This is a genomic window from Spelaeicoccus albus (genome assembly GCF_013409065.1).
In the GTDB taxonomy this organism is placed as follows: domain Bacteria; phylum Actinomycetota; class Actinomycetes; order Actinomycetales; family Brevibacteriaceae; genus Spelaeicoccus; species Spelaeicoccus albus.
This window is the reverse complement of sequence record NZ_JACBZP010000001.1, coordinates 1,418,610-1,445,333: the sequence shown is the minus strand read 5'-3', so window position 1 is coordinate 1,445,333 and position 26,724 is coordinate 1,418,610. Positions and strand designations below refer to the sequence as shown.

The window sequence follows — 26,724 nt, the reverse complement described above, 5'->3', positions numbered from 1 at the left end:
ACCATGCCAGGCGCCGCATCCCGGCTAACCGGCCGGCGCTATGCGTTACCGATATTCGCCGGGGTCGTCGGCCAGCAACGTCGTAGCACCAAGCTTCGTTCGGTCGACGACGACGCCTCCTTTGACGACGTCGCGGATATTGCCGTAGTTCTCGGGCGCCGCGAGCGGGTCGGCGTTCAAGATGACCATGTCCGCCGCCTTGCCCGGAGTCACGGTGCCGAGCACGTCGTCCTTGCCGTAGGCCTCGGCGATGTAGGAACTGGCCGACCGCAGGACCTCCATCGGCTCCATGCCGCGCTCCCACGCCGCCTGGATCCACAGAAAATGCCCGCGCCCGATCTGTGTGGGCATATCGGGCACGGAGTCCTCGAGGAGGCCCGGCCGGAAGCCGCGGTGATTCTTCACGCGCTGGCCATAGGCGAACGCGTCCGTCGTCAACAGCACGCGTGCGCCGTTGGCGATGAATGCGCGGTTGTTCTGGTCGCTCACCAGCCGTGCGGCAGCTGCCTCCGGCTTCGCCGTGGACAACCACTCCAAATAGCGTTCCGTCACGAACAACGCCATGCACGGCAATTGCCGTTCGACGATTTGGTCCATCAGCTCGCCGGGTATCGGAGTCGTCGCCGTGATGTCGGGATGTTGCAGCAGATCGTTTCCGGCCTCGATTTCCATTCGCAGCGACTCGACGGTCGTCGTGTGCGCTTGAACCAGCAGACCTCTGGCGTGGCAGACGTCGACGATCTTCCGTTGCGCGGTCTCGGAAAAGAGCAGAAACCCTTCGGTGCGATGGTCTGATGCGGCGTATTTGATGAAATCGACACCTGTCGCGTCGATGTACTTGTCCAGGGCCCCGGCGATGTCGTCGGCGGACAGCGAGATCAGGTTTGTTCCACAGCCGATTTCCCACACGTCGTTGATGCGCTTTTTCGTCTCGGGCTCGAACGTGTCGCCGGTCTTGAAGAAATCTTCCGACATCGGCCCGTTCAGGCCGAAGATGTTCCCGGCACAGAAGAAGCGAGCCCCGGTGCGCTCGCCCGCGTTGATCGCGTCCCGGGCTTTCACGAGCGGAGCGGCCGGGCCCCACGTGTCGAAAACGGTCGTCAAACCGTACTTGAGCGCCATCTCGGCTGCTTCAAAGGCGAGTTCCTCGTATCGGCCTTCGAAGTCCAGCAGGGTGTCGGGCGTACGCGACGAGACAAGGTGGATGTTCGCGTCCATCAAACCGGGAATCACGAACGCCCCGGAGCAATCGACAACGTCGGCGCCCGCCGGAATGGCCACCCGATCAGCGCTCCCGGTCGCGCTGATGACGCCGTCGGCCATGACGACCGTCGCATCGGCCACCGGCGGCTCGCCGGTGCCGTCGATGAGAGTGGCGTGCGTTAATGCAACAACTTCCGACATGAATCTCGACCTTTCAAAAGGATGAACGATTTCAGACAACACGTTTCTGTCCGGCACCGCGCACGAAATCCGCAATTTGCCTGGATTGCGCGCGGCGGGCCGGATCGTGGATGTACATCATGTGCCCCGACTCGAAGTAGTGGCCGGTGATGTTCGCCTGCAGGCGCGCCGGGATCGCGAGGTTGGCGAAGACGTGCTCGGCGGCGGCGAACGGAGTCGCGCCGTCGTAGTAGCCGTAGGCGACGTAGACCTGCAGATCCGGGTTGGTGCGCATGGCGTACGCGAGGTCGTCGGCCGCCGTCGCGGACGCGTTCTCGAACTCGGAGTACGACCACGGGTGCACGCGATCGGTGAGGATTTCGTACGGCAGGTCGCTGCGGTACCCGAGTTCGGCGGCGTAATAGTGGTTGGCCGCTGCCGTGTACGGATACTGGATCGCCGTGTACGACGGGTCGACGGTGCTCCGGGCTGCGTTGAGGTCCTCCGGGTCGCCGACGAATCGTCCGTCCAGCCGGCCGATCGTCTTGTGCTCGGCGCGCAACAGTTCGGCGAAGAAGTGCGTGTGCTCGACGCGCAGCCGGGCGCGAATGACATAGTCGACGTCGACGCCGATCAACGCCGCGAGCCGCCCGGCGACGGTGTGCATCGACTGATCATCCAGCCGATTGCCGGCCAGCAGCGCGTACGCGTACTCGTGCTCGGCGAATTCCCGGGCCTCGGCGACGACGTCGGCGAGGCTCCTGCCGGGGTGTTTGCCGTGGTAGTGCGCCATCGCGGCGTACGTCGGAAGGTAGAAGACGTACGGGGCGTCGTTGCCCGCCGTGAAATGCGCGGTCCCCATGTTCAGGATCGAGGACAAGAGCACGACCCCGTTGAACGTCATACCGTGCCGACGGGTCAGGTGGCCGGCGAGCGCTGCGGCGCGCAACGTTCCGTATGACTCGCCGGCGAGGAATTTCGGCGAGAGCCAGCGGTCATTGCGCGACGTCCACAGCCGGATCACCTCGCCGACGAGGTCCCGGTCGCTGGAGTACCCGTGATACCGCGACTGGTCGACGCCGTCGGCCGCGCGGCTGTAACCGGTGGTCAGCGGATCGATGAAAACCAGGTCCGACTGCGCCAGGAGCGACTCGGGGTTGTCGGCGAGTTCGAACGGTGCGCCGACGCGGTCGTCGACGTCGCCGGCCACGATTCGGCGCGGCCCGAACAATCCGAGATGCAACCACAGCGACGGCGAGCCCGGCCCGCCGTTGAAGATGAACGTGACCGGGCGGGTAGCGGTGTCGGTGTCGTCGGCGACGTACGAAACGACGAAGAGCTCGGCTTTCGGTTTCACCCCGCGGAAAACGCCATCGGCGACCTCTTCTTCGCGGATCACGATTCTGCCGGCCGTCGCCGTGTACGCGAGCTCTTCGCCGTCGACAGTCAGGACGTGTCGGGTGGTCACCACGTCATCAGTCGGGCTTGTCGCCTCCGGCGCAGGCTCGTCGTTCCCGTTCTTGTCGTTCCGGCTCGTGTCGATTCCGGCCTGCTCCGCCGCGTCGCTCATCGATTGATCCTCCTTGTAGTCCGTCGTTCAGGCCGTGACCGTCTGTTCGCCAATGTCCTTCGACGAATGCGTCACGACCTCGGGCGCCGTATCGCCGACGATGACCGTGTCGTCGTGCCGGAATCCGCCGACCCCGCGGACGTAGAGTCCGGGTTCGGCCGAGTACACCTCGCCCGCGAGCAGCGCACGGGTCGAGAACGCGATGTCCTCCGGCCATTCGTGTCCGGCGATCCCCATGCCGTGCCCGGCGCGGTGGAGATAGTGCTCGCCGAGTCCTTCGCGCGTGGCGACGGCCGCGGCTGCCGCGTCCACGTCGCACATCGGGGTGCCCGCCACCATCTGCTCGATCGCGGCCTCTTGCGCTTCGAGGATCGTCTGATAACAGTGCTCTTGCTGCTGCGTGGGCGTGCCGACGAACCATGTGCGTTCGTTCTCGACGGTGACGCCGTTGAGCTGCGCGACGAGGATGTTGACGATGCCGTCCCCCGGCTGGATCCGGTTGCCCGTGCGCGGTCCGCCGTGCGGGGCAGCCGATTCCGGTCCGCGCTCCGAGTGGATGCGCACGAACAGGTCTTCGCCCGGTATGCGCAGGCACGCCTCCGCGCTGATCTCGGCGACGACGTGGTCATCGAGTTCTTGGATGAATCGGCCCGCGGCGAGATTGCGCCGGTAGCATTCCTGGCCGAAGTCGGCGATCTCCGCGGCGCGGCGCACAAGCGTGAGTTCCTCGTCGCTCTTGACCCACCGCAGCGGGATCAGCTGGTCGGCGGCGCTGCGAAGCTCGAGCGACGGCGCGATATGTTGCAGGACCGCCAGGTCGGCCGGCGGAGTGTCGAAGCCGAGCGTCGCCCTGCTCAGGCCGTGTTCGGCCAGCATGTCTCGAAGCGCGTGCGCGAATTGCGGACGCTGCGGCACGCGCGCGGTGAGACGGGGATGCTCGGCGTAGAACCGTACATCGTCGATCCAGATCCGGCCGGAGTCGATCGCCATTCCAACGCCGTGGGTCGACAGCTCGTGCATGAGTGCGAACGGCCGTCCGTCGGCGGGGATCACCAACGCGATCGGCCGCTCCCACGTCCTGACGTCGAGCACGTAGTTCGTGAAGAAGAAAAAGAATTCCGGGCCCGAGATGACGACCGCGTCCAGGCTGTTCTCTCGCAGAACCGTCCGAAGTCCCTCATATCGCCGCTGTGCGACGTCCGCTGTCAAGAATGCCATCTCGCTTCTCCTATTTCATTGCGTTGTCCTGGTTGTGTCCGTTCCTCACGCGGGTACGAGTTCGACGGCGCCGCCTTTCGATGCGGCAAGCGGCAGGACGCTCGCCGCTGCTATCCGCGCGCTGACCTCCGCGCCGACATCGAAGCGGGCACGCGTCTGGGGCACGAGCGCAACGATCCGCTGGCTGCCCGACTGCATCTGGTAGCGGACCGAGTTACCGAGATAGGTTCGCTCGGTGATCGATGCGGGGAACGACGCGCTTTCGTCCCCGGTATGCGCGGATTCCGGCTCGATGACGTCGATCTCGGATGGTCGCACGCCGACGTATGCGACGTCGCGCGCGTCGGCCAGCGGCAACGCGAGTCCGCTGTCGGACGTCCAGGCGCGCTCGCCGGACGATCCCTTGAAGATGTTCTCCACGCCCATGAAGTCGGCGACGAACACTGTCTCGGGACGCTTGAACACGTCGTCCGGAGCGCCCATTTGTTCGACGCGCCCGCCGTTCATCACGACAATCCGGTCGGACATCGAAAGCGCTTCTTCCTGGTCGTGGGTGACGAACAGGACCGTCTGATTCAGGTTCTTTTGCAGCGCGCGCAATTCGATGCGGATCTCCGCCCGCAGCTTGGCGTCGAGGTTCGACAACGGTTCGTCCATCAGCAGAGCGCCGGGCCGGACGACGACGGCGCGGGCGACCGCGACCCGCTGCTGTTGTCCTCCGGAGAGTTGGCCGGGATAGCGTCCGGCGAGCTCGCTGATGCCCATCACGCGGAGGATCTCCCGGACCCGTTCGGCAATCTCGGATTTCGCGACCTTGCGCGCACGCAGGCCGTACGCAACGTTGTCTTCGACCTTCATATGGGGGAAGAGCGCGTAGTTCTGGAACACGATCGCCGTATCGCGCGAGTAGGGCGCCGCCGACGTGATGTCGGTGCCGCCGAGGAGGACCTTGCCCTTGTCCGCGGCGACGAACCCGGCCACGATGTTCAGCGTCGTCGTCTTGCCGCAACCGCTCGGACCGAGCAGGCTCACGAACTGCCCCTCGGGAACCTCGATGTGGATGTCGTGCAGGACGGCCTTGTCGCCGTACGTCTTCGCGACGTGATCGATGAGCAGATTGGTCATGTCATTCCGTTCATTGTTTGGTACCGCCGGAGAACGCCTCGCCAAATTTGACGAACTTGTTCGCAACGGCGAGGAGCACGCCGATGAGCACGATCTGGATCGTCGACATGGCGGCGATGGTGGGATCGACCTTGAACTCGGCGTATTGCACCATGGCAACCGGCAGCGTCGTCTTGCCCGGAGAGACGAGGAAGAGGCTGATCTCAAGGTCGCCGAACGAGAAGATGAACGCGAAGATGGCGGCGCCGATCACCGACGGCCGGAGCAGCGGCAGCGTGATTCGCCAGAGTGTGGCGAACGGACGTCGACCGAGGTCCATGGACGCGCGTTCGACGTCCTTACCGATGCTCGCCGTACCGGCGTAGGTCAGCCGGAACGTCCACGGCAGCGTGATCATGGTGTGGGCGACGACGAGCGACCACGTCGAGGGCACGAGCGCGACCTGGATCGCGCCGGACAGCTGGTAGAGGTAGATGTAGATCGCCATGCCGGTGACGATCGCGGGGATCACCAGGGGTAGCAGGAACCCGTTCTCGAGCAACGCCGTCCCCCGCAGCCGCGCCCTGCTCAGGCCGAGCGCGGCAATGACGCCGAGTGCCACCGAGATGATCGTCGTGATCACGGCGATCTCGAGACTGTAGAACAGGCCGTCGAACAGCGCGGGCTGGTCCTTCAGGCCCGTGTACCAGCGCAGCGAATAACCGTCCGGCGGGAAGGTCAGGTAGGCCTGCTTGAAGAACGACATCCAGACGACGACGGCGACGGGCACCAGCATGAAGGCGTACACGACGACGCCGACGATCACCGTCCAGGCCGGCCGCTTCATCGAGTCTCCTTCCGCCAGGCCTCGAACAGTCGGCGGACGAGCCACCCGTAAAGCACGACGACGATCAAGCAGAGCACCAGGAGGATCGCCGCCATGGCCGCGCCGAACGGCCAGTTGTTATTGGTCGTAATGGCGGTGTAGATCGCGGGGGCCAGCATGGGAACCTGGGAGCCGCCGACGAGCAACGGCGTCGAATACGAATTCAGGCACAGCACGAACACGAGCGACGTGCCGGCGATGATGCCCGGGATGATCTGCGGCATCGTCACTGTCACGAACGTGCGGAACGGTCTGGACCCGAGAGAAAGCGCTGCGCGTTCGGTCGCGGGGTCGAGCGCCTCCATCGACGCCTGGAGCGTGAGTACCATGATCGGCACGACGACCGAGGAGATCGCGATTCCGACGGTCACCGGTGAGTGGAGCATCTTCAGAGGCGCCGTGATGATGTGCAGTTTCAGCAGCACGGTGTTGACGACGCCGTTGTACCCGAGGATCGCGACCCACCCGATTGAACGGACCACGTTGCCCACCAGCAGCGGGAACACGGTTGCGATGATCATTGCCGATTTCAGTTTCGGTCCGCACAGCACGATCAGGTGGGCGACCGGGATTGCCAGCACCAGGGTCAGCGCCGTCGCGGCCACGGCGATGACGAGTGTGCGGATCAGCGTGTGGACGTAATACGAACTGGCGAAGAAGTCGCCGAAGTTCTTGACGGTGAACGTCGGGATGGCGAATTCGGTCGTCGAGGGCGTCTCGAAGCTGAAGCGAAGGAAATAGACGATCGGGATGACGAAGAAGATCAGCACGATGATCGCCGCCGGTGAGATCACGGCCCACCCCGAACGGCGGGTCAGCGTATCGCCGGCGGCCATCCTGCCTCCCGTCCTGCCTGTCGCCCGGCCCTTGGTACGTGGCATCAGGCGATCAGTGGTTGATGACGTTCTGCTGCCAGAACTTCTGCCAGTTGCCGGTGTTCTTCGCGACGTAGTCGATGTCGATCGGCTTGACCAGCTTCTCCTTGTCCTTCGGGATGCCAAGTTTCGCGAGCATCGACTTCGACAGTCCGGAGTTCGTGACGGTGGGCTGATAGCCCATGTTCTTGGCGAACTGCTTTTGCGCGTTCGGTGCCAACATCGCGTTCAGATACTTGTACGCCGCCTTTTTGTGGGGCGCGTTCTTGGGGATGCCCACCGTGAACGCGGTGGCGAAGGTTCCCTCCTTCGGCACCGCGATGCCCAGGTTCGCCTTGTCCGCCTGTTCCCATTGGTAGGCGCGTGCCCGCCAGTCGAGCGCCATCCACACCTGACCGGACATGAGCCCGTCACCGAGCTGTTCCTGAGAGCTGAACGCCTGCGTGTCCGGCGCGAGCTTCTTGAGCAGGTCGTTGCCGGCGGTCCAGTTATCCTTCGGCGTGTGACCTAGCTTCAGCGTCGCGGCGGCGTGGAAGTAGTCGATCCACTGGATCGTCTGCACGCCGATCTTGCCCTTGTACTTCTTGTTCCAGAGGTCCTTGTAGGAAGTCGGGGCGGGCTTGACCTTGTCTTTGTTGTAGACGATGACGCTCGGCGAGTAGATGTGCGGGACCCAGTACGGGTTCTTCAGCTTGGGCTTGACGTTTTTGAGATTGGGGATCTTCGACGTGTCGAGCTTTTCCATGATGCCGGCCTGCACCATCGTCTGCATGTCCGCATCGGACAGTTCGACGACGTCCATCGTGCCTGTCTTGGATGACTTCTGGGCGCGAAGCTTCGTCTTTCGTGCCACCTGATCGGCCGTGTCGAACACGACCTGCGGGGCACCCGATTCCTTCTCCAGGCCCGGGATGACGTACTGCTTTTGGAAATTCTCATAGTCGCCGCCCCAGCTGCCGACGACGACCTTCGACGCGCCGCCCTGGCCCGCCGGACCGGCGGGGTTAGATTTGCCGGAGCCGCATCCCGCAAGTGCGGCAAGTGCAACCACTGTCAATCCGGCAAGACCGGCTTTCCACGTATGTGACATCCTCGTCCCCCTGAGCTTCGCAAAGCCGCAATGTGAATTAGCACACAACGATGTTCCAATGATTGTTGCACACCCCAGGTCGGATGCAAATACCTTTGCATGGTCGATTTTGTTACGGTACGGCTTCAGTTCTCCCAGTGCACGAGACCGAAGCGCCGCCAGTACTCGTCGGCGTCCGCGATCGCCTTTGCCGAGCGCTCGGGATCAAGTGCGGCAAGTTCGGCAACGAGGGCTTGGCAGACCGACAGACACGGCACGAGGGACGGGAAGAACGTCGGGCCGCCCGCGGGCACCCGAACCGTTGCCTCACTCCACGCGCTTGCGTCGGGACTGCGATCGTCACCGACTAGGAATGTGCGTGCGCCCCGGTCGCGGGCCGCACGCGCCGAGCGCTCCGCATTGCGAAAATAGCGCCAATACGCGACAAGGACGACGACGTCGCCGTCGTCAACGTGCGCGAGCCGGTTCGCGATTTCCAGCGTTCCGGTCGCAATTGCTTCGACGTTATACCCGGCTAGCCGGGCCGTGTGGGCGACAGTCCGTGCGATGGCGCCGTACGTGCTCTCGGCGACGACATAGGTGCGGCGCGCATCGGCCATGGCCCTCGCAATGTGAGCGACCACCGCGGGATCAACGGTGCGAACCGTTTCCGTGAGATTGTCCCGATCTTTCACCAGCGCCCGCGTGACCGGCTCGGCGGCGTCGGATTTCCGCGACGCGCCATTGGTACCGAGGTGAGCGAGGAAGCGCTTGCGGACCTCGAGCCGGAACTCCGGCCAGCCGCCGAACCCTAGGCTCTGGGCCGTCCGCGTGATGGTGCTGACGTTGACGTCGGCGAGCTCGGCAACAACTGCGATGCCTTCGTAGCTCGCCTTTTCGGGCTCATTCAGGATGGTGTTGATGACCGCGTTGCCTTGGCGTCCGAGACCGTTCTCGGGCATCAGACTGTGTAACCATTCGGCAAGCGTGCCGTCTCCGGGGTCATGCTTTGAGGCCTGACGAGCTCGTTCACTTCTCACGTGGCAAGCATCCAGGGAACGACAAGGTATCGCAAGTGAAGGGCCGCGGCCGGCGCACAATCCTAACAGCCTCAAGTGCCAAATCAGCGACGGCCGGCCCGAGCCGGCGGGGCTAGCCGGCAGTCACCATCCCAACTGCTACATCACGTTCAATCGCGGCACTGTCGCGTTTTGCGGGGTCGCCGAATCCGCCGCCACCGCCGGACTCGCAGCGGATAATCGTTCCACGCGTGACCCGCCTACTGTTGGCCTTCAACATCGACACCTCGTCTGGCTCACCCGGGTTGATTGTGACGCGCGGCGGGGTGCCGGATTCGCCTCCGGCGGCTCCCCATGCGGGCGTGACGGAGCGTTCCCACCACAGGGAGAGATCGAGGTCGGCGAGCATCTCGTATTTGCGCACGACACCGTTGCCGCCGCGGTATTGGCCGCGGCCGCCGGAGTCCTTGCGGATCCGATACTCGTGCACGCGCAGCGGGTAGAGAGTCTCGACCACTTCAACCGGTAGGTCACGCAGCGAACCGTTCACGTTGTTGATCAGCGCGGTTTCCCCGTCTTCGCCGTCCCAGGCGCCCCACCCGCCGACGGTCGCCTCGAGGGTGACGAAGGGCTTGCCGGACCGTGGATCGTCGCCGGTGAATTGAATGATCATCGAGTCGCCGTAGCTGCCGGCCGCGATACGCTCCGGGACGACGTCCGAAAGCGCCTTGACGACGAGGTCGATCAGCATGCCGAGCGACGAATAGTAGTACTGGCAGGCGGCGGGCTCCCGCGCGCCGAGCAGACTTCCATCGCGTACGTCGACGTCCAACGGGCCGAACGATCCGCCGTTGAGCGACACCTCGGGCGAGATGAGCAGCTTGTAGCCGACCCGCGCGGCGGATACCGCTTGGGCGGCCCCGCAGTTGACGGGACCTTCCGCCTGGTCGGCGGAGTCGGTCAGGTCGATGCGCATTGTCTCGCCGTCGACGATGACGCGGACGCTGACCTTGAGCCGCGTATCCAGGTTCACGCCGTCATTGTCGAGGTACCCTTCGGCGTAGTACTCGCCGTCCGGGATCTCGCGGATGCGTTCTCGCTCGAGCGCGTCGGTCTGCTTGAAGATCTCTTCCCTCGCAGCGGCAAGAGTATCGCTGCCGTAACGGGCGTAGATCTCGCCAAGGCGTTTCGCCCCCATCCGCGCGCACGCCACCTGTGCATGCATGTCGCCGAGCGTTTCGTATGGGAAGCGGACGTTGAGCGAGACAAGTCGCATAATGTCGGGTACTTCCACGCCGCCGGCGATCAGGCGAACTGGCGGGAATCGCAGCCCGTCCTGGTAGATGTTTGTCGAGTCCATCGACCCGCCGGGGTCTTTGGACCCCATGTCGATCCAATGCGCGCGCGAGGCTGCGAATCCGACGAGTTCGTCGTCGACGAAGATGGGCGCGAACACGGTGCAGTCGTTGAGGTGTGTGCCGCCGATGTACGAGTCGTTGAGCACCCACACGTCGCCGGGCTGCCAGCAGTCCGCGCCGAGCAGGTTCTCGGTGTAGCGGGTGCACTCTTCGAGGTTGCCGAGGAAGATCGGCAACCCCGATGATTGGCCGAGCACGTTATGGTTGCGGTCGAGCAACGCGACGGCGCAGTCTTTCCCTTCGTAGATCGTCGGCGTGTAGGCCGAGCGGATCAGGGCGCGGTTCATGTCTTCGGCTGCTTGGATGAGTGCGGACCGGATGATCTCGACGGTCACAGGGCTGATCGTGGTCATGCGCCCACCTTCTTCGTGGATTTTGCGGGAACGGTGATGAGGATGAAGTCGTGTTCGTCGACGACGCAGTCGCAACCGGGCGGCACCACGGTGGTGGCGGTGCCTTCGTACACGATCGCGGGTCCGGCGAAGGTGTCGCCGGGATTGAGATTGTCACGGTTGATGAAGTGCGTGTCGAGCTGTTCGCCGCCGAAGTACACCGGCATGGTGACGTCGCCGACGTCCCCGGCCGCGCGTTCAACGTCGGCTTCGGCGCGGGTGACCTTGCCGAGCCCGGTTGTCCGGATCGCGACGTATTGCACGGGCGCTCCCGGCGTCGAGTGGCCGTATCGCTGTTCGTGCGCCGTCGAGAATCGGTCTTCGACGTTTTGTTGGAAGTCGTCGGACAGGATGTCGAGTCCGTCGAGGGAGATCGTCAGGGTCGAGTCCTGGCTCTCGTAGCGCATGTCGACGAAGTGTTCGATCGTGATGCGGTCGGCGTCCATGCCCTGGATGAGGATGGCCTCCTTCGCCTGGCCCGTGAGTTCGGTGACGACGTCCGACAGGCTTTGTTGGTCGAGCGTTTCACGGGTGGCGAAGAACTGCCGGGTGAAGTCGCGCCGGATGTCCGCCTCGAGCATGCCCCAGGCGGAAAACGCTCCAGGGGATTTCGGGACGACGACGCGTCCGATTCCGATCTCGGCGGCGATGAAGGCCGCGTGCATCGGGCCGGCTCCGCCGAACGCCAGGAGGGCGAAGTCGTTCGGTTCGAGTCCATGGTCGACGGTCAGTGTGCGGATCGCCTGCGCCATGTGGGCGTTGGAGATGTCGCAGATGCCGCCGGCCAGTTCGGCCTCATCCAGTTCGAGGTCGGCCGCGAGCGCGGAGACGACCTTGTGCGAGGCGTCGACGTCGAGCGACATACCGCCGCCGGCGAACGCGGCGGGGTTCACCCGGCCGAGCACGCAGTTGGCGTCGGTGACTGTCGCGTCCGCTCCCCCGTTGCCATAGCAGGCCGGGCCGGGGACGGCGCCCGCGGATTGCGGGCCGACGCGCAGCGCGGAGCTTTCCCGATAGGCGATCGAGCCGCCGCCGGCGCCGACGGTGTGCAGGTTCACCATTGGCATCAGCAGCGGGAAGCCTTCGACATGTCCGTCGGGGCTGACGTCGGGTGCGTGGTCGATGACGAGCGAGACGTCGAACGAGGTGCCGCCCATGTCCGCGCAAATGATGTTCGGCTCGTCGAGGAGTCGGCTGACGGCGACACCGCCCATCGTGCCGCCGACCGGGCCTGACAGCAGGGTCTGCAGCGGGTGCCGACGAGCGAAGTCGGCTTGGACGAGTCCGCCGGAGGACTGCATGACGTGCACCGGCACTTCGAGACCGTTTGCAGTGAATTCGGTTTCAATGCGGTCGAGGTACCGGTGAACGGACGGCCCGGTGTACCCCTCGAGCGCGGCGGACGACGTGCGTTCGTATTCGCGCCATTCCGGGGCGACGTCGTGGGAGAGGACGACTAGCACGTCGTCGCCGAGTGCCGCGCGCAGGCGCTCGCCGATGGCAACCTCGTGCGCCGAGTCGAGATAGGAGAACAGCAGGCTGACGACGACGGAGTCGTAGCCGCCGGCCCGCACGCGATCGATGACGGCGTCGACGTCGTCCGTGCTCAGTGGAACGAGTTCGTCCCCGGCGGCGCTGAACCGGCCGCGCACCTCGGCCGTGTCCTGCCTGGAGACGAGCGGCACGGGCTTCTTGTAGTGCAGGTCGAAGAGCCGGTCGCGGTTGCCGCGCGCGATCTGATAGACGTCGCCCATGCCGGCGGTGGTGACGAGCAGGATCTTCGCGCCGCGCCGCTCGAGGAGCGCGTTGAGGCCTTGGGTCGTGCCGTGCACGAAGTAGTCGATGTCGGCGGCCTTCACGTCGACGGCGTCCAGCGCGGCGAAGACTCCCTCGGAGAGGTCGCCGGGGGTGCTCAGCACCTTGTCCGCGGCGAGCGTCCTGGTCTGAGCGTCGTAGGTCATCACATCGGTGAAGGTTCCGCCGATGTCCATAGCGACTCTGTACATCAAATGTCCTTTCAAAAACAGCGGTTGAAGTTTGGGAACAGGAGTTCATCGGCCATTAGCGGAGTTCGCGGCCTTCCGTTTCGCGCAGACCGAACGTGGCGACGATCGCGATGAGCATGAAGACGACGAGCGAGCCCATCGTGACCATCGAGCTGAAGCCGTGGTCCATCATCATGCCGACGACGGGTACGCAGACCGCTTGGGCGAGGAGAATCGCCGACGTGGAGGCCGAGTAGCCCGCTCCCCGAATGCGGGTCGGCATCACTTCGCCCGACCACGTGTTCCACACGCCCCACGCGCCGAGTGAGAAGAAGGCGAGAACGAAATTGCCGATGTAGAGTTGCACGACTCCGTCGGCCGCTCCAAAGATCAGCGCGCCGACGCCGGAGAAGACGGCGAATATCCAGAAGACCCACCGACGTCCGTAGCGGCGGGTAGCCCAGGCGGCGATCAGGTAGCCGGGAATGGCGACGAGCTGGCTAAGTGCAACGAATCCGAGCGATCCGGAGACGCTCAGCCCCTTGTGCTGCAGCATGATCGGCAGCCACGACTGCAGACCCCAGTAAGCCCAGCTGAACGTGAACGAGGTGATGACGACCAAGACAAGTAGCTTGATGGTCTTCTTTTTCGTCGCTGCGGGCTCGTCGCGTTCGGCGGCAGTAGGGTCGAGGATGAGTTTCGTGCCGTCGGGCACAGTGACGCCGAAGTGGCCGAGGATGGTCCGCGCTTCGCGGTCACGGCCGCGCTTGACGAGCCAATACGGCGACTCGGGCACCCATTTCCAAACTGCGATCGCCCACAATCCTGCGATCGCGGCAACGGCGGCGACGACGCGCCAACTGAAACCGCCGAAGCCCTGGCTGACGACGATGCACAAGAGCGTGCCGACAGGGAACCCGATCGATAGGGCGACGGCGCCTTGGCCGCGGTATTTGGTGGGCAGGAGTTCCATGAAGTACGGGAACGTGACGGCGTAGACGCCACCGAAGGCGACTCCGGAGAGGAACCTCAGGGCAACGACGAGTTGGAACGACGTCGAGAAGGCGGCGGCGAGCGCGAGGACGCAATAGAGCAGGAGGCTCGCAATCGAGACGAATTTTCGTCCGCGTTTTTCCACGACGACCGCCCAGAGCAAGGCGCCGGGCACCATCCCGAGCGCGACAGCGCCGAGAGCAGTGCCGACCTGGGCGAGGCCGACGCCGAAGTCTTTGGAGATGAGGCCGCTGACGTAGACCAGCCCGACCTGTTCCCAGGACTCAACGACAAAGGTCATGAACAATACGAGACCTGCAATGACGTGTGCCTTCTGGAGCTTCATCGCGGAGAACGCCTCGCCGACGGAGATCACGTCGGTGTGCATACCTTCGACGGAAGATTGCTGACTCATTCCGGCTCCTCACTGAGCATGTGGTCGCGGATTGGCTATTCATCAAATCGTTTTGATCAATAATTGGGCATGATGTGGATCACGTCAAGAGGATTCTGAAAAATGAGACGGCGAACTTCGTTCCTTGAGCGAGCCCCACTACACCGCCCCTTGAGCGAGCCCCACTACACCGCCCCTTGAGCGAGCCCCACTACACCGCCCCTTGAGCGAGGAGCTTGCGACGAGTCGAAAGGAGCCCCATCAGAACACAGCCGTGGATTCCCGAACGCTGACGCGCGGCTCGATGACAACTGGCGCAATAGGAGGCCCAACGCCGGCGATCCGATCGATGAGCATGGCAATGGCGGCTTCGGATGCATCTTCGTGGGCGAGGTCCATCGCCGTCATAGACGGTTTGGACATCCGAGAGTGGGCAGTGTCGGTGAGCGCGGCAACGGACACGTCGTCCGGGACCGTCCAGCCGCGTCGGGCGATCATGCTCAGGACCGATTCGGTCGTATCGCTTGCCAGATACACAATTCCCAGGTCGCCGGTCTCGGTGGCGAAAATGGCTTCGAGCTCTGCTTCGAGCGCGGCGCCGCGGATCCGCTCGTCGATCTCGTGTACGACGGGCGGATGCTGCATCTCGTTGCACCATTGTCCGTATGCGGTGGTCGAGGTGATGTTCCAGGCGTTCTTTGCCCGCTGCCGGATGAGCACGACGTGGCGCCGGCCGTGGTATGAGACGGCATCGAGGATGCGCCGGACTCCCCCGGCGTAGTCAATGCTCACGATCCACGGGATGTCGTCGCGCGCCAAGTCGGGGTCGATGAGGACGTAGGGAATGCCGGCGGAGTCGAGGAAGTCGATGGCGGGGTCGTTTTGGTTCGGGTGCGCAATGATGCAGCCGTCCATCGGGACGATGTCGTGTCCATTGCCCACGATGTCGGGTACGTGCACGAGACCGAGGCCGCGGTGCAGGCAGGCGATCGCCATACTGCCCGCCAGGCGATTGAACGTTTCCGCGTCGTCCGGCGTGCGGATGAAGTCGAACGTCGGGCGCAGAGCGAGACCGAGCATGCCAGACTTGCCGAGGCGGAGCTTGCGAGCGTGAGCGTTAGGCACATAGCCAAGCGCCTTACTCGCGTCGAATATTCTCTTACGAGTCGCTTGCGAGATCGGCCGTGCGCCGGAGAACGCGTGCGAGACCGTCGACATGGACACCTCCGCTGCCCAGGCGACATCCTTGATCGTGACGTTCCGCTTCGGCAGTGAGGGCATGTAGCTACTGTAACGACGGCGAGCACTCGTACGATGTCACCCATAGCGAGTCAGTTCAATTGAGGGAGACTCATGCCGTCGTCATCGCCGATCACAGTCGTGGGCGCAATCATGACACGCGACGGCAAAATCTTCGCGGCGCGCCGCAACCCTGATCGCAGCGCAGGCGGACTGTGGGAGTTTCCGGGCGGAAAAATCGAACGTGCCGAACAACCCGAGGCAGCGCTCCGGCGTGAGGTCGATGAAGAACTTGGCATCCGAGTGCGAGTGGGCGCACTCGCCTCCCGCCATACGACAACGGTCGGTACGGCGTTGATTGATCTTGCCTGCTACTGGGCGCAGCTAGGCAGTGACGATCCCAAGTCAAGTACAGACCACGACGAGATGGGGTGGTTCACTCCTGAGCAGCTTTATAGCCTCAAATGGTCACCAGCGGACGTGCCAATCATTCGCGACGCTTTTCCGCGACCAGCCAGCGTACACGGCCAAGATTTACGCCACTGCTGACCTGAACTCCTCGTAACGCGCTTCAAGGCGTTCCGGGTCGGGGCGGGCGGCACGCGTGCCCGGCAAAGTCAGCCGAGCACCATGCATCTGCTGGATTCCGTACTTGAGCATCGGGCCGTCTATCTCGTGCAAAATGTCCGTCCTCACCTCGACAACCGCATCCGGTCGAACCCCAATAATGTTGCGGTCGTAAGCGGCATGGTGAATTTTGCACATCGACAGTCCGTTAGGAACGACTGGCAACCCATTTGGTTTTCCGTCTTCGATAATGTGCGCAGCATCGAGAAGACCGGCATGGTTGAGATGGCAGATCGCACATTCCGAATGGTATACAGACAAAACACGTGCCCGAAATAGCGGCTGGTGAAGCCGTTGCTGCGTCAAACGCTCTGCGTAGCTACGCTCGTCGCTGAGCGTGCCCGCCCTCGCGAGCGCGTATTGGGCGCTGTCGACAGCGATGGAGAATTCAAGCTCACGCGGATTATCGTCCACTATCCACACCGGACGTACCGCCAGATATCGTCCTGGCTCGACCGCCGTGAACCAGATAAGCGGAACGTGCTCGGCCATGGCGTTTCTCAGCGCCCTGTTTTCGGGGTGTGCGGCGTCCTTGCCGCGGTATTTGTAGCGGAGCAACCCGTCGTCGCCGGCTGCATCTTCATACGGCGGCGTCTGACCCGGGGGCGTGAAAGTCGTCATGATCGACAAGGCGGCGCGAAATTCCGCCGGCTTACGAATTCCTCGTTGGCGATCGATCAGCGCTATGCGTTTGCCCTCAAAAGTCCAGGAAGCAAGATCTGCACGCTCGAAAAGCGGATGCTCATCGTCGCTGTGCTCGTCGAGCCATTGGAATGCAGCTTCACGCGCACGATCTTCCCAGTCGCCGTCGCGTCCGCCCACGAACGTCATGTGCATTCCTCAATCGCAGCCCAACCGTGCTCGTTGATTGCCCGGCGTAAACCCCAGCATATCGATTGTCAGGCAACAGTATCCTTTTCGCGGCCGAGCAACTGATAAACGCGACCTCGCGTCACGCCAAGTACGCGCGCAGTGTCGACGACGCTAAGGCCGTACTGGTCGCGCAGAGTTCGTGCTGCTTCACGGCGGCCACGAGCAGCACGTGAGACTACGATTTGAGCCTCCCGATCTAGCTCAGCGACTTCCGCGAGCCGAGCCTCGACGTCTGCCGGCTTAGCAATATTGACGGAGACGTCGAACGTTGATGGATCGACATCAAGAGCTCCAGCAATCAGATCCCGGCCCATTTCCTCAACGTCGGCAAGAGTTCGAGCTTGCGTCCGATAGTCGACTTCTGGCGCATCGATGATCCACCATCTGCCCTCTCGGCTCACATTGAGTTGGTACGTTGGCGAGTTCATAGCGTTCCTCACTTCCACTCGGACGGGACGAACCCGATCACCTTCTCGAGGTCCCTCAGCACTCCTAGCGAGATTCGGGTCTTCACGGATCGCCTATATACCGCCCTATACAGACGTTGTACACCCCCGGCCACAACACCGAAACGTGTCGTTGAAGGGCCGTTCGAACGACAATAGCGGGTCCGATTGGAATATTGATCGCTCGTCGTTCCGCTGGTCGGCTACTCTGCTCCGGAGTGCGCCACTAAATCGGCGAAGACGAATCGAGCGCGGTTCAAACCATTCTGCTCGTCGTGGTCGTGGTAGCCGCGCAGTACCGACGTGAGATCGAGGTCGATCTCTACGGCCAAGCATCTTCGGCGTTATCCTCTGCATCTCGGTGACGGCCACCGCATTACTGGCCATCGACACGCCGCCGCTGAACTCAAACGCCCAGTCGTGCAGAATTGCACCCTCAAATACAAAGGGCCGCTCTTCACGCAGCTGAGACCGAATCGTCGGCGATAAATCGTACTGTTGATTTTATGGATTATTTGGCAAGCGATAACTGGTGGCTGACAACCGGCCTACAGGGTGTCATCGGGTCGATAGTCGGCGTTCTCGGGACGGTTGGAGTCTTACTAGCGACGCTATGGGTCCAGAGCAAACGGATTGAAGAGACCGACGTCCAGAATGAAACTCAGCGGGTACTCGGCGAGAGCAATGAATTCGGCCGAATGCTACTTCCCGCCGCGGCCGGCAGAGGAGCCTCGGAAGTCGAAATCGTGACCAAATGCATGGAGCTGTCCCAAGACGTTGGCTTTCTCAGCATTCGGGCTCGTCGAACCGACCCACACTTCGCTGATTTTCTGGCGCTCATGCAGGACTGGGTGTCGCGCGGCGTTTTCGGCGATCAGAAAATCTCGTCCAGCAAAATCAATAAACAAGAATGCATCAACGCCACGGCCAACTTGAAGCAACATCTCAAGACGAAGCTCTCTGAGCCGAACGTGTATCGGCGATGCAACAAGCGCGAACGCGACAGGGCACTCAGCGGCGTCCACCAATTGATGGACATTACCGCGGAAAAATCTCAATAGCCGAACTAACTAAACCAGCACCACAAGAACAGCGTGAAAAATCGCCTCATCAAGACGCTTCTACCACGAGCCGCGAAGAGCCACGCACGCCCGGGTCCACTACCGCCGTCACGGATTCGGAGGTCGCGTCCGGAATAATTGTTTTACCCCAGTACCTACCGCCGTTCCAGACGTGGCCGTAGATTAGTCAACATTTCGGAAAAACCACCCTCAGAAACGACGTCAGTATTCGCCCATTTGGAACTCGAACGCCTGCCGAACTAACCCCATTACGTACTTAAAGTCCGTCTCCTCGTTCAGACTCACCTCGGTAGGTCCGTTACCCCAGTGTCCTTTGTCGCTCACATCTACTGCCAGACCACGTTCGTCGTTCAGAACCTCAAGAGGAATGTTGACACTCAATAGCATCCTTGCCTTTTGGGGAACAACGTCTACGACGCTATTCTCTGTTTTGAATGCGACGTAGCGTCTAAGGAACCGGCGAGTGATGCCGGGATCGAGGGCTTGTGTTTCAGCACTAAACCTCTCGAATAGGTCCCTACGCTTAGGCGGCAATAGGTTTGGGTGATCTTCGATCGAAAAGACAGAATCGGAGTGTCTCTGCTCAAATTGAGAAATCACACCGTCAGGCAATTCCGGCCGCTGCCAGATAGCGACCGCGTCATCAGCAAGGCGCGCGGCACGCTTCTCGATCGCCGCCACGTTCCACGTCTCTAATTGACCTAGCCCCTTATTAAGTCGCAGTGGGCTATCCTTGAATCCTCCTTCCATATCACGTTTGATCACAAAAGAATTATCCGAATATTCCGAATTGTACCCAGTCAGCGTCAGGTTCCCCAATGTATGAAGATACTTCCGTTGAACCTCTTGCCACTCGTGCCCGAGGGCTTCCTGCCATTCTTGTGACAAGTGCTCATTTTGGGGCAGGATATGTTCGATTGTGTAGTCCTCAATCGTGACTCGCTCCTTGCGACCGTGATTCTCCAAACGTCGTAGAAAATAGGAACGGCGTCGGAAGTTGTAGAGATCGGTCGTGATCAGCGCGCTACGAAATTCTGCGTCTGTGGGGAATGACCTGTAGCTCGTCAGCCCAAGGAAGTGCGCTTTGACGCTTTCGATGTACATGTCCTTCTGGACAGCTGCTCCAAAGCCAGCGAACGTCTTATTCAGCGAGTTGGTTGGTATGCGGCAGACTGCACGACGGAAAACGTACGACGTCACCATCTCAACGATCTCAAGTAACTCGTCCCGTTCCAGGATGGCGAGTTCGTAGTCCGTGTAAGCCTCTAGTAGGAACGGGTAGACGACGTCGGCCTTGATCTGGTCAAGGGCTTTGAACGCCCTTTGGAGCCGAGGGTCCGTCTCCTTATCGAGGGCCATGGCACAATAGCGCTTCGCGAACTGTCGTAGGTCCACCACAAGTGACTCAATCGATTCGCCGCGGCTCATCAATGCGGCGGCGTGATCTTTGAACCCGTCGTAGATGTCATCGAGGCGCGGGATCTCACCGGTCTTGATCGTGAGGTAGTGACGAACGAATCTGTCGAACTCGTGCTCGTCTGCACCAGCAAATTCAAGCTCCATCGGACGCCAGTAAGCCGAATAGAGATCAGCTTGTTCCTTCGGCGGCAAGTCCATAAGCACGTAGTTTCGGATGAGATCAGCTTGCGACAGCCTCTTCCCGGTTGAATTCATCGCCTCAAAGACGAGCTGCGGGTTGTCGATTCCTCTCTCTAGCTTCACATCGACAACGACAAGCTTACTGAGTCCCATACACACTTTGGATAAATCTAGGTTTGGGTTTTCAAATTTGCGTTGAAAATATGCGTAGTTGCTTGCCACACGGGTGTTCACGTCGCTGCTCGGCACTACACCATTGATGAGAGATATCAAAGCATCCTTATCGTTCTGCGACAGGATTAGTTTGAACTGACGCTCTGCCTCCTCATCGTCATTGAGCAGATAGCGATTCCGGATCTTCTTCGGCGAAAAGCCGTCTTGCGGCTCACGTGACTCTTCCGGCATGGTCTTAAGACGCGCAACCAATGCAGCCAAAATCAACACCACAGTTGTTACACGCTGCTGGCCATCGATAATCAAGTCCGGCTCGGCCGAAGTATTGGTACCCTTCCGTTTGGCTACGTAGACGATCGACCCTGTGAAGTGGGCCCCGATCTCGTGGTTTGTTCCCGCACGTAAGATGTCCGCCCACAACTGTTCACACTCGGATTCCTGCCATGAATAGACTCGCTGGTAAATAGGAACGATGAACTGGTTGCTTGCTTTCAGCAGCGTCAGCAGATTCGAGTCGACAGCTTTCACTTCATCTCCTTCGATGAGCATTCGCTAGAGCTAGATAATACGTAACCGCCGTCTGCGGCCCGAAAGCGGTATCGTTGCCATCAGAGTCACTCGCTCGAGCTCCGCCGCGAAGAAAGCCGACGCGGACCTCAAAATCTGGTTCGCCCGCCGCAATTCACGCACTTCGCGTTCGAGCCCGGCGATCCTCATCTCGTCCTCCGACGTGCTGCCCGGGCGCAAACCTTCGTCGGTCTCGGCGCGTTTGACCCACGTGCGCAGCGCCTCAGGATGCACACCAAGCTGCTCGGCAACGCGACGGATCGCCCCGGCCTTCGACTCGGAATCCTTCCTCGCGTCAACAGCCATCCTCGTGGCACGCCGACGAAGCTCTTCGGGATATTTACGGGTAGCAGCCATAACTCTCATCCTTCCGGGTGGAACTATCCTCCATCAAACCCGGAACGCTTCACCTCCGGCGAACTAGCCAAGCTCAATGAGATCTGGGAGCTCGACCGGACGTTCACGAACTATCTGCTACCGCAGCAAAAACTCATCGAGAAACACCGCCACTGAGCCAAAGTGATCAAAAAACACGACAAGCCCACCACACCCCATCAGCGGGCCATCGCCGACCCCACAGTCCGTAAACGACCCATCATCCGAATGAACGCGGCATTCAAACGCATCCGCCCCGCGGCACCATCCAGGCAAGTCGCAGACTTAACAGGGCAACTCGAAACCCTCACAAATGCCAAAACACCGACCCGACTCCGACCAATGAACTCCACCTGGAACTCACCAACCCACACACCCAAACAGGCGGAGATCCATCACTGAGGCAACGACTCCCTCCCGGAGATTACTAATGAGGCAACGAACCGCGTTGACTCATAGAAAACCTCCACCGGGCGTTGGGCTGTGGGCTCAGAAATGAGTTTCCGGCTCGGCATGGTTTTCTGGTGAGGGCTTCGACTGCTGGATACGCCAGTTGTATGGAGCTATCCATGAGTCAATGCCAGAAGGTACCAACGAGAAAACACTAGCTAGTTGCCCTGTTCAGACTCCCAGCCAAGCGGACATCGCGCCCGGCTGCGTAGTCCTGATCGTGATCGAGTTTCCGTACCGGTCATTGTTCGAGACAATGCAATGCGGACCTCATAGTGATCGCATACACTTTGGATGCGCAAGAACACGATAGTCAGTATCTGTGGGCAGCCGAATAGAACGTCGTTACCGGCGATAAGGCCGTTTGGGCCAAAGCGACTGAGTTCGGACTAGATGCACTCAGCAATGCTCATTCCGCGGACCTGATCGATGAGAACGATGACCCTCGATAAGTAGCACACTCGTTTCTTGAGGAAGGCGTGTACCGGCCACACAACTATCCGTTATTCATGGTTATTAACCTTCAGCTGACACCGTTATCGGGGTCACAACTGGCGACAGCTGCGATGCTTGACTGAAGTACCCGGCTGCACGACGGCAGGACCCGCCGTCGTGCGGGGAGGGCGAGAGCAAGTCCGTGGTGCGCCAGCGTGCGCGGGACAAGACGATTCCGGAGCGCTCCCAACTGAAGTCGCTGGCCAACGAGATCGCCGGCCTCTCGGCGGCTCCAGGGGCGGAGCTCGACGAATTGGTGGATCAGCTCGTCACCCGAGCCAGCGGACTCTCAAAAACCCCGAACCGGGGCCAGGAGCAGCGAGACCGGGATTCCGAGACGCGGAGCACTGCGCAAACCAGCTTCGCGTCTCGGTGCCGTCAAGGTGATGTCTACGAGACCGTGCAGCAGTCGTCACGGTGTGGCATCATGGTCGGCGGACACCCCGGATGACCCCTCCTCCTCGAGTGACGTCACCGGGGTTTTACTCTGTCCGGTGTGCGGCCACCCCGACTTCTACGACCCCGGCTCCCGTCTGACGCTCGTGTTGCTGATCGGCACGTCGATGCGGTCCCGCGCTACGACGATCCCGTTCTTGACCACGTAGCACTCCACGACGTGCTCGCCCTTGAAGTCGGAGCGCTCCACCCTTGTTCCACGACCGCTCGAGTCAACGATCTGGCCTCGGACCATGTCCCGGCGCTCAGCCTCCGGGCCGCGGTTGAGCACCTTCCACTTCAACGAGTAGGGCTCAGCGACTGAGCAGCTCGTGACCTTGAACTTCAGGCTCTTGTCCGCCTTGAGCAGCATTCTGTCTCTGCGCATCGCACGTAGCCAGGTCGGACGGAACCCGTTCTGCGTGACCTCGCAGTCGATCGACACGGTCTCGGAGACGTCGACCGGGAAGTCGTTCTCGATGAACTCTTCGGTGTCTCTGAACGACCGCGACGCCTCGCTAGCGCTCTTGGCCAGCGGTATGGACGTGCCGAAGACCTCGCGCCACTTCTTGTTGGCCGACGACTTGCCCCCGAGATCGATCGCCTCGACACAGCGGTTGTACGCCTTCTTGGCCTTCGACTGGAACTTGGCCTTGACATGGACTCGCTGCCGACTGCCCAGCGCCAGGTAGTAGTCCTGCTCCGGTTCGTCCTTGAAAAATTTGAAGAAGTCGCGGGCCATGCGGTCGAACGAACCCGTGCCGGCCGAGTTGTAGTCGTCCGTCTGCGCGAAGAAGTTGTAGACGAGCGTGTCGATGAGCAATCCGCCCATGCTCACGCCGTTCTCGTTCTTCCACGCCCTGGCCATCCGCGCCAAGTGCCGCATGTTCGTGGAGGTGCGGTCGTTGCACTCCTTGGTCGCGGTGATCTCTTCGCGCGGCTTGGTGGCCTTCCAGCCCTCGGCCTTCGTGTCCGGGTACTCGAAGCTGCCGTCGGCGTTTTCGAACGCAGGCTGGACCTCGAACTTGAAGGCGTTGAACGTGAACTGTACCCGGACGACGCACTGGTCGACGCGGATGTCGGTGTTCGGGTACCGGTCTGTGAGGGCATCCTTGACCCGCTCGAGCATGCGCCGCGGGCCCCTCTCACCGTCGTAGTTCGAGCGGACCCGCGGTGGGAGGATGAAGATCATGTCGAGGTCGGACACACCCTTGATGGCAGTGTGCCGGCCGAACGAGCCGACCATCAGCTTGTAGTCGGTGCACCCGTCCTTGGAACGGAAGTTCTTGTTGAGCACCTTGGCGATCTCGTCCCTGCGGGCGGCGACGGTGGTCGCCGTCTCCCCGACCTTGAGGTTGTTCAGCAGCGCGTCGAAGGTCTCGGAGGTCTTCATGGTCATGCCTCGCCTTCGTGGAGCCGGAACGCCTCCGGGAGGAAGAGATCAATCTCGTGCGAGTTGAAGGTCATCTCCTCGTTGTGCTGCAGGCCCTCGCTGGCCCGCTCGAACGCCCTCGTGCTCGTTCGGAGCGCGTCGGCATACGCTGCACGAGCCGCCTGCTGGAGCGCGTCCCGGCGTTCTCGGCCATCGGCGTCGGAGACGGTGCCGGACATAAGGTCGGCGATCAGGGAGATGTAGGACTCTCTCACGTCCCACAGCCGAGCGGCGATCCCGCGATGGGCCTCCGACTCCTCCTCGAACTTGAAGGTCTTCGACCCGAGGCTCATCCAGCTGACCAGGAGCGCGATGGACGAGGTCACGAGGCTGGTCAGCACTTGGTTGCCGAGCAGCCCGACGACTGCGACCAGGAATGTTCCGGAACTGATCGCGGTGAGGGCGATGAGGACCCCCTGCTGCCACCGGTGCTTGATGAAGCAGATGTCCGCCTGCTTCTCATGAGTCTTATGGCTATAAACCACTCTCCCGAATGACTCGCGCACCTGCGCCAACAAATATGGATCGCGGTCGGGATCAGCGACGCTCTCGTGTGTCAATTTGCTCCTGCTCGGTCGAGGACTCCTGGACGTGCGCCCGACGTCGGGTGCACGTCCTCTTAGTATGCCGTTGACCACTGACACACGACTGGCGTCGAGGCACGGCCACCCCGATCATCGAGGTCAGCGGCACCGTAGGACGCGCCCACAGAGCGGGCGAAATGTGGCCTGATCGTGCTCACACCTGACGCCGCGCGGTTTTGTCGAGCGCTGTCAGCGCGGGACTAGGATCGTCGATGAGCTCGAAGAGGCCGTTTGCCCGGCGCGCCCACAGCTCTGGGTCCTCTCCCTCGGCGAATGCTGCGGCCGACTGGAACTGATCCCGAAGGTTGACCGGCAACCTGTCTGCCAGCGCTGCAGCGAGTTCTCGGCCCAAGTCGACCCGCGGCGAGGGCCCTGGTCTGTAGCGGCCGAGGATGTCCTTTCCCGGAACTGGAGCATCGGAGGCGCTCTCGAGCCCTGCGATCGCACCGCGAACCCAGGTGTCCCGCACGACGCCGGGCAGCGGGACCGCCACCTGCTGGACGCTAGCGATCGCGTCCCTGCCCAGCGCGAGCGAGAGCCCTCCCGGGTCCTCGTGGTAGTTCAGATAACGGGCGACATCCACTCCCGGAGGACACACTTCCTCCAACGGGACGTCTCCGACGAGACCGCCAGGGTCGGGGATCCAGCCATCCCGCACGAGGACGGATGGCATGAGGTACACGCGATACAGATAGAACCGGCGGCCACGGTCAGCCTGGTCTCGCGTCCGCCTGAGCATGTTGTGCACCGCGGCCTCGTACGTCCCCACATGCAACGCCTTCGCCTGCTGACCTGCTGCCCACTCAGAGACCCTGCGGTCACCGCCCATCATCATGCGAATATGGCTTGTCAGGTCCGCGGCGGGATCGAAATTCTTTGAAGGCCAGTCCGGCTGGGTACTCGTGTGGTACCAGTGGAACTGAGCGACAAGCTCATCGTCCAGCGCCGGATCGTCGGGGTCGACCGTCACTCGAGCCGCATCCTCGTACTCGCAGGTCAGTCCGCAGCCGGGACACTCTTCGCCGCTCTGCCCCCAGCGGTCGATCCAGTCAAGGTCAACGACGAACCGATGATCGCAGCTGCCGCACAACATGTGTCGGTCTCGTGTGAACTCGATTCGTCGTTCCATGACTCCATTTTCGCTGCAGGCACTGACACGCGTCGGGTCAGATCTCGAACGATCAGCGGCCTATCTCCCGTGCAGACCGCGCTCGATCCGCCCTGCCTTGCTATCCTCCCCTGCCTCGTACAGGTAGCGGACGGCCGTGGATACGAGCGCGCGAAGCCGCTCGATCTCCATCTCTGCCGCGACCCCGCGCGGTACCTGACTCCACGCCCTCACGAGAGCGTGGCTCGGTGCCCACTTGCGCAGGAGGTCGTGGCTATGGCGTCCTCCCGGCTCGAAGCCCTCCGCCTTCAACTCCTCCTCCCAGCCGCGCAGGTAGAGGTCAACCATCTCGGGATCCGCTGCGGCGAAGGCCCGCGCAGCCTTGAGCGCCGACCGGAACGAGAGATGCCAGACCCCACCGCGGTCCTGGTAGTTCGCCGGGTCGTCTTCTAGGGGCGTCCCCTCCACCCCTCCCCGGGCCCAGTAGCGCTCCGCCGAGACTGGGTCGGTGTCCCAGCGCCGGAGGAACCCGGTGTACTCACCGCTCGCTGTCATCACGGCAGAGATCGCCTCCTCGGTGACCGGATCCCACAGCTCTGCGTCGGCCTTGGCTAGTCGAGCAGCGCGCTCCTCATCGCGGAGGAAAAACTTCCTCTCGCCCCATACGCATGCGATCAGACGAGTGTGCACCCACTCCTCGAGGTCCTCTAGTTCGCCGTCCTCGTAGCGAATCCGGCATTGGCGACCACGCGCCGGCCCGATGAAGGTGGCCTTGATGAACGGTTCGCCGGGTCCGGAGCCCTTCGGCCTCAGTGCGTACTTTCTGCCCTTGATCAGATCGTCCTTCCGCATAGTTCCATCGTGCTGGAATAAGGCCCCCTTGCCTAGTACAGCGCCGCGCGGAGGCCGAGGTGCGATGCGCAGGTCCATTT

General features: G+C 62.1%; 21 protein-coding genes and 1 pseudogene. 2 read left to right on the top strand and 20 right to left on the bottom strand.

Translation table 11 applies throughout. The annotated features are described in order from the left end of the window. Positions 1-45 precede the first annotated feature (45 nt). The 12 genes from BJY26_RS06640 to BJY26_RS06585 form a co-directional block, all read right to left on the bottom strand. The gene (locus BJY26_RS06640; protein WP_179426750.1) at positions 46-1,404 is read right to left on the bottom strand and encodes an amidohydrolase family protein; all 1,359 of its coding nucleotides are present in this window, start codon (positions 1,402-1,404) and stop codon (positions 46-48) included. A gap of 31 nt (positions 1,405-1,435) precedes the next feature. Then, positions 1,436-2,953 carry a S10 family peptidase gene (locus BJY26_RS06635; protein ID WP_179426748.1) on the bottom strand — a complete coding sequence of 506 codons (1,518 nt, stop codon included), beginning with the start codon at positions 2,951-2,953 and terminating at the stop codon, positions 1,436-1,438. A gap of 27 nt (positions 2,954-2,980) precedes the next feature. Next, positions 2,981-4,171: a M24 family metallopeptidase gene (locus tag BJY26_RS06630; RefSeq protein ID WP_179426746.1), complete on the bottom strand. Its 1,191-nt coding sequence runs from the start codon at positions 4,169-4,171 to the stop codon at positions 2,981-2,983. Positions 4,172-4,216: 45 nt separating this feature from the next. Continuing rightward, the gene (locus BJY26_RS06625) at positions 4,217-5,296 is read right to left on the bottom strand and encodes an ABC transporter ATP-binding protein (protein ID WP_179426744.1); all 1,080 of its coding nucleotides are present in this window, start codon (positions 5,294-5,296) and stop codon (positions 4,217-4,219) included. A gap of 10 nt (positions 5,297-5,306) precedes the next feature. Then, positions 5,307-6,122: an ABC transporter permease gene (locus BJY26_RS06620; protein ID WP_179426742.1), complete on the bottom strand. Its 816-nt coding sequence runs from the start codon at positions 6,120-6,122 to the stop codon at positions 5,307-5,309. Next, the gene (locus BJY26_RS06615; RefSeq protein ID WP_179426740.1) at positions 6,119-7,042 is read right to left on the bottom strand and encodes an ABC transporter permease; all 924 of its coding nucleotides are present in this window, start codon (positions 7,040-7,042) and stop codon (positions 6,119-6,121) included. Before BJY26_RS06615 ends, BJY26_RS06620 begins: the two co-directional genes overlap by 4 nt. A gap of 7 nt (positions 7,043-7,049) precedes the next feature. Beyond that, the gene (locus tag BJY26_RS06610; RefSeq protein ID WP_179426739.1) at positions 7,050-8,126 is read right to left on the bottom strand and encodes an ABC transporter substrate-binding protein; all 1,077 of its coding nucleotides are present in this window, start codon (positions 8,124-8,126) and stop codon (positions 7,050-7,052) included. Positions 8,127-8,251: 125 nt separating this feature from the next. Continuing rightward, positions 8,252-9,067 (bottom strand): MurR/RpiR family transcriptional regulator, encoded by an 816-nt coding sequence (locus tag BJY26_RS06605; protein WP_179426737.1) that lies wholly within the window; start codon positions 9,065-9,067, stop codon positions 8,252-8,254. 190 nt (positions 9,068-9,257) lie between these two features. Next, entirely contained in the window at positions 9,258-10,895 is a 1,638-nt protein-coding gene (locus BJY26_RS06600; protein ID WP_179426735.1) for a hydantoinase B/oxoprolinase family protein, read from the bottom strand. Then, complete coding sequence (locus BJY26_RS06595; protein WP_237248940.1) at positions 10,892-12,940, bottom strand: hydantoinase/oxoprolinase family protein; 2,049 nt, start codon at positions 12,938-12,940, stop codon at positions 10,892-10,894. The genes BJY26_RS06600 and BJY26_RS06595 overlap by 4 nt, the downstream gene beginning before the upstream one ends. 55 nt (positions 12,941-12,995) lie before the next feature. After that, positions 12,996-14,327, bottom strand: a complete 1,332-nt coding sequence (locus BJY26_RS06590; protein WP_218852298.1) for an MFS transporter — start codon at positions 14,325-14,327, stop codon at positions 12,996-12,998. A 240-nt stretch (positions 14,328-14,567) separates the two neighbouring features. Beyond that, positions 14,568-15,587, bottom strand: coding sequence for a LacI family DNA-binding transcriptional regulator (locus BJY26_RS06585; protein WP_179426732.1), 1,020 nt, complete (start codon positions 15,585-15,587; stop codon positions 14,568-14,570). Between the two features lie 72 nt (positions 15,588-15,659). Between BJY26_RS06585 and BJY26_RS06580 the strand changes: the two genes are divergently transcribed. Continuing rightward, a complete protein-coding gene (locus BJY26_RS06580; RefSeq protein WP_179426730.1) occupies positions 15,660-16,094 on the top strand; it encodes a (deoxy)nucleoside triphosphate pyrophosphohydrolase in 435 nt (144 codons plus the stop codon). On the opposite strand, the gene BJY26_RS06575 is transcribed toward BJY26_RS06580, so the two are convergent. Together BJY26_RS06575 and BJY26_RS06570 are read right to left on the bottom strand one after the other, a co-directional pair. Beyond that, the gene (locus tag BJY26_RS06575) at positions 16,080-17,003 is read right to left on the bottom strand and encodes an HNH endonuclease (RefSeq protein ID WP_237248939.1); all 924 of its coding nucleotides are present in this window, start codon (positions 17,001-17,003) and stop codon (positions 16,080-16,082) included. The two genes, BJY26_RS06580 and BJY26_RS06575, sit on opposite strands and share 15 nt — an antisense overlap. A 68-nt stretch (positions 17,004-17,071) precedes the next feature. After that, entirely contained in the window at positions 17,072-17,473 is a 402-nt protein-coding gene (locus tag BJY26_RS06570) for a hypothetical protein (RefSeq protein ID WP_179426728.1), read from the bottom strand. Positions 17,474-17,997: 524 nt separating this feature from the next. Here BJY26_RS06570 and BJY26_RS06565 point away from each other — a divergent pair. Further along, positions 17,998-18,552 (top strand): hypothetical protein, encoded by a 555-nt coding sequence (locus tag BJY26_RS06565; protein WP_179426726.1) that lies wholly within the window; start codon positions 17,998-18,000, stop codon positions 18,550-18,552. Positions 18,553-18,774: 222 nt separating this feature from the next. Here BJY26_RS06565 and BJY26_RS06560 read toward each other — a convergent pair whose 3' ends face one another. The 6 genes and pseudogenes from BJY26_RS06560 to BJY26_RS06535 form a co-directional block, all read right to left on the bottom strand. Further along, positions 18,775-20,874, bottom strand: a complete 2,100-nt coding sequence (locus tag BJY26_RS06560) for a DUF262 and DUF1524 domain-containing protein (RefSeq protein WP_179426724.1) — start codon at positions 20,872-20,874, stop codon at positions 18,775-18,777. Between the two features lie 108 nt (positions 20,875-20,982). Further along, positions 20,983-21,270: pseudogene (locus tag BJY26_RS06555) on the bottom strand (transposase); the annotation flags it as partial. A 1,477-nt stretch (positions 21,271-22,747) separates the two neighbouring features. Beyond that, positions 22,748-24,067, bottom strand: coding sequence for a nucleotide-binding domain-containing protein (locus BJY26_RS06550; protein WP_218852294.1), 1,320 nt, complete (start codon positions 24,065-24,067; stop codon positions 22,748-22,750). Beyond that, the gene (locus BJY26_RS06545) at positions 24,064-24,660 is read right to left on the bottom strand and encodes an SLATT domain-containing protein (protein WP_179426720.1); all 597 of its coding nucleotides are present in this window, start codon (positions 24,658-24,660) and stop codon (positions 24,064-24,066) included. The genes BJY26_RS06550 and BJY26_RS06545 overlap by 4 nt, the downstream gene beginning before the upstream one ends. A 178-nt stretch (positions 24,661-24,838) precedes the next feature. Further along, positions 24,839-25,813, bottom strand: a complete 975-nt coding sequence (locus BJY26_RS06540) for a hypothetical protein (protein ID WP_179426718.1) — start codon at positions 25,811-25,813, stop codon at positions 24,839-24,841. 60 nt (positions 25,814-25,873) lie between these two features. Next, positions 25,874-26,644, bottom strand: a complete 771-nt coding sequence (locus BJY26_RS06535) for a hypothetical protein (RefSeq protein WP_179426716.1) — start codon at positions 26,642-26,644, stop codon at positions 25,874-25,876. Positions 26,645-26,724 lie beyond the last annotated feature (80 nt).